10 protein-coding genes and 3 pseudogenes are annotated in these 9,763 nt (G+C 38.2%); 7 read left to right on the top strand and 6 right to left on the bottom strand.

The genetic code is table 11. The features are described from left to right. Positions 1-380 (top strand): annotated as a pseudogene (locus tag L647_RS1000000125405) (Na+/H+ antiporter NhaC family protein); the annotation flags it as partial. Between the two features lie 266 nt (positions 381-646). On the opposite strand, the gene L647_RS0116815 reads toward L647_RS1000000125405, so the two are convergent. Genes L647_RS0116815 through L647_RS0116825 form a run of 3 tightly spaced genes read right to left on the bottom strand, consistent with a single transcriptional unit; the run spans position 647 to position 2,752 of the window. Next, a complete protein-coding gene (locus tag L647_RS0116815; protein ID WP_024612085.1) occupies positions 647-1,078 on the bottom strand; it encodes an acyl-CoA thioesterase in 432 nt (143 codons plus the stop codon). A gap of 5 nt (positions 1,079-1,083) precedes the next feature. Continuing rightward, positions 1,084-1,902, bottom strand: coding sequence for a M23 family metallopeptidase (locus tag L647_RS0116820; RefSeq protein ID WP_024612086.1), 819 nt, complete (start codon positions 1,900-1,902; stop codon positions 1,084-1,086). Beyond that, positions 1,895-2,752 (bottom strand): 6-carboxytetrahydropterin synthase, encoded by an 858-nt coding sequence (locus tag L647_RS0116825; protein WP_024612087.1) that lies wholly within the window; start codon positions 2,750-2,752, stop codon positions 1,895-1,897. The genes L647_RS0116820 and L647_RS0116825 overlap by 8 nt, the downstream gene beginning before the upstream one ends. 203 nt (positions 2,753-2,955) lie before the next feature. On the opposite strand from L647_RS0116825, the gene fabA reads away from it, so the two are divergent. Further along, positions 2,956-3,471, top strand: coding sequence for a bifunctional 3-hydroxydecanoyl-ACP dehydratase/trans-2-decenoyl-ACP isomerase (gene fabA / locus L647_RS0116830; protein WP_024612088.1), 516 nt, complete (start codon positions 2,956-2,958; stop codon positions 3,469-3,471). Between the two features lie 100 nt (positions 3,472-3,571). Here fabA and rmf read toward each other — a convergent pair whose 3' ends face one another. Continuing rightward, a complete protein-coding gene (rmf, locus tag L647_RS0116835) occupies positions 3,572-3,742 on the bottom strand; it encodes a ribosome modulation factor (protein ID WP_002960897.1) in 171 nt (56 codons plus the stop codon). Between the two features lie 408 nt (positions 3,743-4,150). Here rmf and L647_RS0116840 point away from each other — a divergent pair, with 408 nt between their 5' ends. The 3 genes and pseudogenes from L647_RS0116840 to L647_RS0116850 all read left to right on the top strand — a co-directional run bounded on the left by L647_RS0116840 (position 4,151) and on the right by L647_RS0116850 (position 6,312). Next, positions 4,151-4,786, top strand: coding sequence for a TetR/AcrR family transcriptional regulator (locus L647_RS0116840; protein ID WP_024612089.1), 636 nt, complete (start codon positions 4,151-4,153; stop codon positions 4,784-4,786). A 49-nt stretch (positions 4,787-4,835) separates the two neighbouring features. After that, positions 4,836-5,823, top strand: a pseudogene (locus L647_RS01000000124465) (MDR family oxidoreductase). A gap of 72 nt (positions 5,824-5,895) precedes the next feature. Next, positions 5,896-6,312: a VF530 family protein gene (locus tag L647_RS0116850; protein WP_007582761.1), complete on the top strand. Its 417-nt coding sequence runs from the start codon at positions 5,896-5,898 to the stop codon at positions 6,310-6,312. Positions 6,313-6,414: 102 nt separating this feature from the next. Here L647_RS0116850 and L647_RS0116855 read toward each other — a convergent pair whose 3' ends face one another. Then, entirely contained in the window at positions 6,415-6,846 is a 432-nt protein-coding gene (locus tag L647_RS0116855) for a DUF3859 domain-containing protein (protein ID WP_024612090.1), read from the bottom strand. Between the two features lie 218 nt (positions 6,847-7,064). On the opposite strand from L647_RS0116855, the gene L647_RS0116860 reads away from it, so the two are divergent. Continuing rightward, positions 7,065-8,075, top strand: a complete 1,011-nt coding sequence (locus L647_RS0116860; protein WP_024612091.1) for a YHYH protein — start codon at positions 7,065-7,067, stop codon at positions 8,073-8,075. Positions 8,076-8,088: 13 nt separating this feature from the next. Further along, complete coding sequence (locus L647_RS0116865; RefSeq protein ID WP_024612092.1) at positions 8,089-8,613, top strand: hypothetical protein; 525 nt, start codon at positions 8,089-8,091, stop codon at positions 8,611-8,613. 104 nt (positions 8,614-8,717) lie between these two features. On the opposite strand, the pseudogene L647_RS0116870 reads toward L647_RS0116865, so the two are convergent. Beyond that, positions 8,718-9,763, bottom strand: a pseudogene (locus L647_RS0116870) (serine/threonine protein kinase); the annotation flags it as partial.

Consider the following 9,763-nt stretch of genomic DNA (forward strand, 5'->3'; position numbering starts at 1 on the left):
GTAGCGAGCTTAGTACACAGTGGAGCCGCCCTTTTTGATGGTAATAAACCTTTGGCCGCCGGTGTTATTTTGTTAGTCGGGTTATTAATTACAATGGGAATTGGTAGTTCGTTTTCGACAGTGCCTATTATTGCAACTTTGTTTGTTCCTTTGTGTTTAGATCTTGGGTTTTCGGTTATGGCTACNCCGCCGCACTTGTTGGTACTGCGGGTGCTTTAGGTGATGCAGGCTCTCCTGCTTCAGACTCAACGCTTGGTCCAACATCAGGTTTAAATGCCGATGGTCAGCACGACCATATTAGAGACTCTGTTATTCCAACATTTATTCACTTTAACATCCCACTACTAATATTTGGCTGGATTGCAGCAATGGTGCTTTAAGTGGTATGCATGTATGTACTCGTAAGTTTAATTAAAAGCTAAATGTAACTAAAAGGTATGTTAAAAGCATACCTTTTTTGCTTTTAACAACTCTTATCCCTATCAATTGCCTCCCTATTTTGATTACTTTTTTAGTAAATATTAACTGCGCTGTCGAGATTACATTTAATAGATATTTAGTATGATGTGTTCTTTATGATTTTTTATATAAGCACCAATTAAGGTGCTTATATAATATTACTCTACCGCGTCTTTAAAACTTTAAATTACTCAAAACCATAAATCATTTTATCGCATACCACAGGTGTTGGTCTGTGGTTATCATCGACTGCTACAAACGTAAAGCTACCACTAATAGCAGAGTGCTTATCGTCTCTGTGCATCGTTTCTAATAGTATATCTACATCAACTTTTAAGCTGGTGTTACCTACATAGACTACTTTAGCTATTAACTCGGCAAAAGTACCAGCTGGTATCGCTTCTTTAAAATCAACTCTATCTGAAGATATAGTTACCAAAGGTTTACGACAAAAACGAGTAGCTGCTATAAATGCCACTTCATCCATCCACGCCAAAGCATCACCACCAAATAATGTATTATGATGATTGGTACGCCCTGGGAACACAGTTTTAGTTACCGATGTGGTTGAATCTTCAATACGCTGAGCAATTATTTCATCGCGATTTACGTCAGTCATAATCTCTACTTTTTGTTTGCTAATGTATCTTGCATTAGTAATGCTGGATCTAGGCGTTCGCCTTTCCAGTTAAAACGCCAATCTAGGTGAGGACCCGTTACACGCCCTGTTGCACCAATTTCAGCTACTTTGTTGCCTTGCGTTATTATGTCACCCACTTTTACGTCAAGCTTACTCAAATGAATGTAAGTTGAGGTAATACCATGTCCATGGTCAATTATTAATGTACCGCCTGAGTAGTATAAATCAGGTTCAGCAAAAACCACTGTGCCACTAATAGGGGCGTAAACAGGTGAGCCTATTTTATTCGCGATATCTAAGCCAAAGTGCGGACGACGAGGCTCGCCATTAAAGTAGCGCTGACTTCCATAAACACCCGATATACGTCCTTCTGCAGGCTTTAACACTGGGTCTAAGAAGTACACTAAATCAGAGTCAACTTCTCGAGCTTTACGAACAGCAACTGCTTCGCGGCTTATACGCGCGCTAACTTCTTTTGGTGGCGAAACATATTTTTTAGCTACGCCGGTAATTTTATCTATTTTATATTCGCGCTTAGTAATAGCTATCGGCTGTGAATGTGATTTACCCGTGTTATCTACCCATTTTAAAGTATGAGTAGTATCAGCGTCTCGACCAAAACCAAATACAAAATCACCATTTGCTGAAAGTTTTAAGTCTTTACCATCTAAGCTTACTGATTTAGCGTTTTCTAGCTTTCCAGTAACTAAACCGCCTTGTGTTAAATGCCCTTTTAACTCAAGCGCCATAGCACTAAAGCTAGCAGAGGCAACAAGCGCTGTTGCTAAAAGTGTTTTAAACATAACTAATCGATCCTTTTCCAACACCTTCATAAGCGGTTACTTTCACTGCTTTTTCTGGATATTGGGCTTTAATTTGACCAGCTACATGTTCAGCAATACATTCTACAGTGGTATCTACTGGTAAAATATCGCAACGAGATTCGCTAATAGCCATTTCAAAATAGCCTTGTGCAGATGTATAAGCAAAACATACATCACCCGCTTTGGCTGTTATATGTTTTAAATCAGGTGCGTTAATTTGATCTTCACTTGTGGCTAAGTAAATATCTTCCCACTTTTGAGACCATTCTTTTTGCAAGCGCGGCATAGTAATGCCATCTAGGCTAATACCAATTTGAGAACGATGCCCATGAATAATGCGCTGGCAATTACCGTCATGCTTTTTAAGGCCATGGCTGTAATGATAATAAAAACTTTGGCTGTGTTCAGGCTTAAGAGACAGCTCTATTTTTTCAATGTTATCTGGTAGCTTCGGTAGAATAGTCGCAATTAAAAATTCAGTAACCGATTCAACAGTTACTTCGTCTGCGTTAATCATGCAATAAGCTTGATGAGGAGCACTCATAGCTAAGTGGTTGTTTTCACCAAATGTACAATCGAGTGTTTTATGCTCGTCAAATTCAGATACAACGCCATTAAGCCCTGTAGGAATTGCTAAACGGTGATCAATACACTCATCTATAATGCCTTTAATTTGCTTTTTAACTAAACCAAAGTCTAAAACCATAGACTCTTCGTTAAGTTTTCCGTGCAAAGTTAAATCAACAATCCAGCTCTCGCCAACGGCGCCGCGTTTGTTACATAAGTAAGAAAAATCAATCACAGTTAGTGAGTTAACAAAAAGGATCATAAACTTCCTTTAGACTGGTTATAAGACAGCACTAATTATAATGATTTTTAATTGTAATTGCGCGGTTTTATAGTGCAAAAACCAGTCACACTGCTTGATTGATTATTTAATATGCAATATTTTGATTTTTTAACTGCTCCGAGTTGTTTAGCGTACAAGTGTACGCTAAAGTACTTGGCAATTTCTAAGCGAAGATAAGTGTTATGGAACCTAAAAATAGCTATACAAAAGAAGATTTGATCCTTTGCGGTCAAGGTGAAATGTTTGGTGAAGGCAACTGCCGTTTACCAAGTGACAACATGTTAATGATGGATCGTATTACCTCTATTACTGCTGATGGCGGAATTCATGGTAAAGGCGAAATTGTTGCTGAGCTTGATATTGACCCTAGCCTGTGGTTTTTCGATTGCCATTTTAAAGGCGACCCAGTAATGCCAGGTTGTTTAGGATTAGATGCTATGTGGCAACTAGTTGGCTTTTACTTAGGTTGGTCTGGTGGTCCTGGTCTTGGTCGTGCGCTAGGTGTGGGTGAAGTTAAATTTACTGGTCAAATTTTACCGACTAATAAAAAAGTAACTTACCGCCTTGTAATGAAACGTTTAATTAAACGTAAATTGTTTATGGGCGTTGCCGATGGCACTGTAGAAGTTGATGGCCGAGTAATCTACGAAGCAAAAGATTTAAAAGTGGGCTTATTTCAAGACACTAGCGCGTTTTAATTACTTAAACTAAATTCTGTTTAGAGTTTAGTTTAAATTAACGCACAAACAAAAAGGCCTCCAACGTGGAGGCCTTTTTGCTTAAATTCGATTATTTATTTTAGGTTTTGTACATGTTGCGATTTTCAATCGCCTCACGCCAACCTCCTAACCACTCTGATTTTGGATCTACTTGTTGATAAGGGCATAGCTCTTTTGAGCGACCTGCTAAACCTGCTTTAAAACCTTGAGAATGAGCTCTTTCTAAACGATCTCTTTTCTGTCTCTTCATCGGTAATATCCTCACCTTTTTATTTATATATTGTGTAGCATTAGTGAAATCTACATTTAATGAATAGTTAATAAAAATGTAAAATTCAAATTGTAAAAGCAATTAAATTGTTTGACTTTAACTAAGCTGCTGATGCAAAAATGAATTAACATTTAAAAAAGTAAGTGGTCATACAACATTTAATTTGACCGGTTCGTAAAAACAAATTGGCGATTTAATAATCGCTAAAAAGCACTTATGTGCTTTAATTGTGACCGACTAATATTGACTAAGTTCCAAACAAAAATGTAATCGTGACACTTTTATTTCATTAATCTTAAATTAGTAGCCCGCCCTAAATATGAACTATTTTTAAACAATTTAAATTTATACTTGATTATTTAAAGTCGATCGGTCTAATATGACTGCATGAACAAAAATACATCAACACCAACACGCCGTGGTCGCCCACCTAAAATAGCCAGAGAAAACGCCGATACAAAAGCGTTACTTATTCGCACGGGCCTAGAAACCCTAACCGAATTTGGCTTTAGCGCCACGGGGCTCGATACTATTTTAAAAAAAGCAGCTGTACCCAAAGGGTCTTTTTATCATTACTTTAAAAGTAAAGAAGCCTACGGTATTGCGTTAGTTGATGCATACGACAGTTATTTTATTGCCAAGCTTACCCTTTACCTACAGCAAGAAGATGTTCCCCCACTTGAGCGAATCGTTAACTTTACCCAAAGCGCAATTAAAGGGATGAAAAAATACGATTACAAACGAGGGTGTTTAGTCGGTAACTTAAATCAAGAGCTTAACCATTTAAGTGAAGAGTTTAAAACCAGATTAATGCAAAGCTACACCGCATGGCAAAACCATGTAGAGGTTTGCTTAAACCAAGCTAAGCAACAAGGCACTATTGCAAGCCATGTAAACACGCAATTAATGAGTGAGTACTTTTGGATTGGTTGGGAAGGTGCTGTTATGCGCGCCAAGCTCACAAAATCAAATACCCCACTTACTTTGTATACAGAAATGTTTTTACGCGCATTATTAACCTAATGCGTTTTTATTTACCAATTAAAAGACGATCGGTCTAAAAGGATATCCCATGAGTAACCCAATTAAAGCCATTGTTATTAATAAAGAAGATAATAACTATAGCGCTTCATTATCAACTATCGAAAATAGTGATTTACCAAACGAAAATGTTTCTATCGACGTGCTATACAGCACACTTAACTATAAAGATGGTTTAGCAATTACGGGGAAAGGCCCCGTTGTACGTAGTTTTCCTATGGTGCCAGGTATTGATTTAGTGGGTACTGTTACAAATTCCACCAGCGATGAATTTAAAAATGGCGATAACGTAATATTAAATGGCTTTGGTGTAGGCGAAAAACATTGGGGCGGGCTTGCTCAAAAAGCAGCACTTAATAGCGATTGGCTAATCCCCTTACCTACTGGTATTTCACCAAAACAAGCTATGCAGATAGGTACAGCGGGTTACACTGCCATGCTAAGTGTTATCGCGCTTCAAAAACAAGGGATTACCCCTGAGTCTGGCGAAATACTGGTAACAGGTGCCAATGGTGGCGTAGGCAGCTTTGCTATTTATTTATTAAACCAGCTTGGTTATAACGTAACAGCAGCAACGGGTCGATTAGATCAAAGTGAGTATTTAAAAGAACTTGGCGCTAAACAGGTAATTGACAGAAACGAGCTTTCAAACCCTGGTAAGCCTTTGCAAAAAGAGCGTTTTGCAGCGGCAATAGATTCGGTAGGCAGCCATACACTTGCAAACATTTGTGCATCATTAAAATATNGTAGTAACCGCCTGCGGACTTGCACAAGGTATGGATTTACCAGCATCTGTAGCACCCTTTATACTTCGTGGCGTATCACTTATAGGGATTGATAGCGTAATGCGCCCTAAAGCCGACAGAATTGAAGCATGGGATCGTTTAGCTAAATTAGTAAGCGCCGATTATTTAGATAAAATTTCAACAGAAATATCACTCGAACACGTAATTGATAACGCAGAGCGACTTATGGAAGGTAAAATTCGTGGTCGTGTTGTAGTTAATTGCCAAAGTTAAGCTATTTACTCTGTTAAAGCCCCGTTATTAAATTTATAATGCAATTTGTATTTTAATAACGAGGCAACACCTATGAGCAACCAAGAACTTTTCAGTAATAATCCACTGCAAGGCGTAAAATTAGAACAAGTGGTTGAAGAGCTGGTTGAACAATACGGGTGGGAGCTCCTACACGCTTATTTACAACTTAACTGCTTTAAAAATAATCCTGATGTTAAGTCTGCGGTTAAATTTTTACGTAAAACACAATGGGCACAAGAAAAAGTAGATAACTTTTACCTTTATCGTCTTAAAAACTTACCTAAGCCTGATGATGTTCAATACGAACTACCACCACGAGATCGTGTGATCCCAGCTGATCATAAACCAGGTGAGCCGTGTGAACTTAGTTTTGTTGATGCTAAGCGTATTGTAGAGAAAAAAGAATCTAAACAACGTGCACGCGATCGTAAACAGCGTTCGAATTCTAGTAACCCTTGGGGTAACTAAAAATATACTAGTTTAAGGTTGAAGAGCTGTTTGTTAATAGCTCTTCGACTATCTTCTCATTAACTTCAATTATATCCGCGTTACATAGCCAATAAATAACAATTAATATCCTCGATTTTTCCAAAAGTCTGTTTCAGTGCGCTCTGCCTCTAATGCCACATTAAAAGTTTTATCAGCAATGATTTTTCCATTAAGCTCAATCGTCATTCGCCAATCCCCCAATTTATTCTCTATTGGCAACCAAAGCGTATCGCCTAAATAAAAGTTCCAATCACTGTTTTTAACGTATACATCGCCTTCAAAAGGGTCCATTACATCACCGTTACTGTCTGGAATATCAGGATGGTAAATACAATAATGAAGCTTTTCGCCTTTACCTTTTTTAATATTTACGATTAAGCCAAACTCAATATCTACCTCAGCTATTACATTTGTTGTAAATTGCTCTATTTGTGGCAATGCTTTACTTTCGCTATCCCACTTGGAGTAAATGCCGTGGCTTTGTAACGTCACTACAGGTTTTATTTTAGCCATTAAGGTAGCCTTTTATATTAGCTATTTTGGCATTAGTTTAACTTTTTTTAATTTTACAATAAAACACAATTTAATAAACCTTAATGCCCGTACTGCTAAAATGTCGTACTTTACAATACGTCTGTTAACATAATTGCTAGTTTGTCATCATTGTTTACACACTATTTGCACAATTGCTGATTATTGTATGCGTAACTTAATTGATCAGGTGTACTGCAATGAAACAACACGCGCTAATAAATAAAAAACGCAACATAGTAAATGGTTTAAAGCTCACTCCCCTTGCTTTAATTGTTTCATCGTTAGTTGCATGTGGTGGTGATAACGAAACCTTAGCTGATAGCTCAGCAACCACGGATGATTCATTACAAACCACCACAGATAACGGCACAGGTACCAGTAGTTCAACCCAAGGTGTACTTTGTGAATATAGCTACAGCGAATATAACGATTCTGAATCAGTACAAGCCACCAGCGCTGCAGATTGGTCATGCACAGGAACTACACGCGACTTAGTAGCTAATGGCATACCCGATCACGAAGTAGGCACCTTTCCTAATGCCGACAACCCAAATACTATTTCTGAGCAATCAGTAAATGAAAGCTACACACTTGAGCCTATAGAAACAACACAAGCAACTATGCTTGGTGGTCCTCGTGGAATGATAGGCGTTGTACTTAACGGTATTAAAATAGACGCAGGCACAGGCGGAAGTTGCGATGATTCAGGCACCGATTGCGATTTGGGCGACAATAGCGGCAACTGGAATATAGAAGCCCTAAGCCAAGACACGTTTAGTTTTGGAACAGATGACAACAATGCACACGTACAACCCGATGGCACATATCATTACCATGGTATGCCAGAAGGCTTTGTAGTACTGCAAGGTGGTGGTAGTGCAACTATGACTTTAATAGGCTGGGCAGCAGACGGCTTTCCTATTTATGCACGTTACGGCTATTCAGACTCGAGTGACGCAACTTCAGCCTTAACCGCAATGACCGCAAGCTACCAGCACGTAACAACTGTAAGCGCAAACCGCCCTTCTACCGATATATATCCGTTAGGTACATTTGCACAAGATTGGGAATACGTAGCAGGCTCTGGTGATTTAGACGAATGTAATGGTCGTGTTGGCGTAACACCTGAGTTTCCTAGCGGAATATACCACTATTACGCAACAGACACTTACCCGTTTTTTCAACGCTGCGTTAAAGGCGAAGTTTAGTTAGGAGTAAGTTATGCATTGCATAAAAAAATGTCTATTAAGTATGGTTGCGTTAGGTTTATTGAGCACACCAAACTTAGCAAACGCGCATTTAATGGTTGCAGATCACGGAACATTAAACTTTGTAGATAATAACGTGTTTATTGTGCTTTCAATCCCTATGTCGGCTTTTAATGGAGTTGATAAAAATAAGGATGGGAAAGTATCGATAGATGAGTTTAATGCTCACAAAAAACAAATAAGTAAGCGAGTTATAAAGAACGTTTATTTAGCAGATCATCAGTATAAATTTACTATTGATGGACTTTTACTAAACCCAGAAGCGTCGCATAAACATAAAAACACCAACATAGATCAAATAACAATTACAGGGCGTTACTCTATGCCAACTAAACTAACTAAGGTTAATTTTAACGTTAAGTTATTTAGTAATGACAAACATAAGCAGCGCTATCAAATTACGGCTACAAATAAAAAACAAAAACTTACTCATCAATTTGACCTAACACCAACGTCGCCGTTCAGTAAGGTATTTTAAGCACTAAACCCTAACCGAATAATTAAGTAGCAAAGAGTACAAGCCATATCTGCTTGTGCTCTTTTTTATCTTTACCCTTTTTACTTTTTGTACCAGTGCTCTTTTTATAAAGAAACAAGCTTAGGATTTTTAGGAAAGTAATGCTCTTCTTGCTGCTCACATAAACTAAACTCACGTGTGTTTTTATAGGGGAGCTTCATAAAGCCCGCAACACCAACATCAGTAATATTTACCGCGTATTGCATAAGTTTATTAAGCAAACGTTTAAACTCAACTTCTTTGGTCGAATCGAGTAATCGGTAGTAATGGTGAATTTTCATTCTGTCCGGCAGTGCTTCAAAAATAATACACCCTGTATGGTGAATTTGGTTAAGCTCAAATACGCACTTAATTACTTTTTTAGGAAGCTGTAGTTGTTCATCAGGGTCTTTGCCGTCTTCAAAGTATGAATGAGGTCGGGTTATTTCGTTTGTTTTCATACTTACTATTTCATACTCAAGCTCTGGTAAGCTATCAAACTTAAACGCGCCCGTACCATCTCGCTCTAGCTGAATAGTTTTACGCGCATCAAACAAACAACACTTAAATAAACCTTTTTGATTAATAGCTTGGGCAAGCATAACCGTATTATTAATCGCATCACTAAACGCATCACCCAATGATTCGTCATGCATAATTAAAGACGATTCAACAAATAACGACTCATCTCTCCAATGAAAACTAAGCCCGCCTACTACAGGATACTTTGCTAATCGGCTAATGGAGGCTAAAAATGCTTTTTCGTTATCGCCTGTATCAAACAAAAACTCTTTATAATAACGATCAAGTTGCGCATCGTTAACATCTAGTAGTTGTTGTTTATGATCGGCTTGGCGTAAAAACTGTTTTCTTGAACTGTACACAACAGTATCGGGTTGCTCAGCCTTGCCATACCAAAAAGGGATATCTGCTTTTTGTTGTTTTTTATCAAACTCGGGTAAATATACTTTAGCCATAGTTGTAATGTTTCGCATAAAGTAATCACCAGCACCATCACGTATAGCCTTACTCTTAGAAAGCATGCCATCAATTACTTTCGCCAGCTCTTTTGGTAAACCTAAGCTGCTTGCAGGAATTGCTTGTGCGCCAAACCGACACGACTGCGCCGACG

Origin of the sequence: Pseudoalteromonas sp. TB64, assembly GCF_000498095.1 — a bacterium.
In the GTDB taxonomy this organism is placed as follows: domain Bacteria; phylum Pseudomonadota; class Gammaproteobacteria; order Enterobacterales; family Alteromonadaceae; genus Pseudoalteromonas.

Excerpts from the sequence above, each read along its gene's own strand:
- fabA (WP_024612088.1), top strand. The coding sequence starts at position 2,956 with ATGGAACCTAAAAATAGCTATACAAAAGAAGATTTGATCCTTTGCGGT.
- L647_RS0116850 (WP_007582761.1), top strand. The coding sequence starts at position 5,896 with ATGAGCAACCAAGAACTTTTCAGTAATAATCCACTGCAAGGCGTAAAA.
- L647_RS0116825 (WP_024612087.1), bottom strand. The coding sequence starts at position 2,752 with ATGATCCTTTTTGTTAACTCACTAACTGTGATTGATTTTTCTTACTTA.
- L647_RS0116840 (WP_024612089.1), top strand. The coding sequence starts at position 4,151 with ATGAACAAAAATACATCAACACCAACACGCCGTGGTCGCCCACCTAAA.
- L647_RS0116860 (WP_024612091.1), top strand. The coding sequence starts at position 7,065 with ATGAAACAACACGCGCTAATAAATAAAAAACGCAACATAGTAAATGGT.
- L647_RS0116855 (WP_024612090.1), bottom strand. The coding sequence starts at position 6,846 with ATGGCTAAAATAAAACCTGTAGTGACGTTACAAAGCCACGGCATTTAC.
- rmf (WP_002960897.1), bottom strand. The coding sequence starts at position 3,742 with ATGAAGAGACAGAAAAGAGATCGTTTAGAAAGAGCTCATTCTCAAGGT.
- L647_RS0116865 (WP_024612092.1), top strand. The coding sequence starts at position 8,089 with ATGCATTGCATAAAAAAATGTCTATTAAGTATGGTTGCGTTAGGTTTA.
- L647_RS0116820 (WP_024612086.1), bottom strand. The coding sequence starts at position 1,902 with ATGTTTAAAACACTTTTAGCAACAGCGCTTGTTGCCTCTGCTAGCTTT.
- L647_RS0116815 (WP_024612085.1), bottom strand. The coding sequence starts at position 1,078 with ATGACTGACGTAAATCGCGATGAAATAATTGCTCAGCGTATTGAAGAT.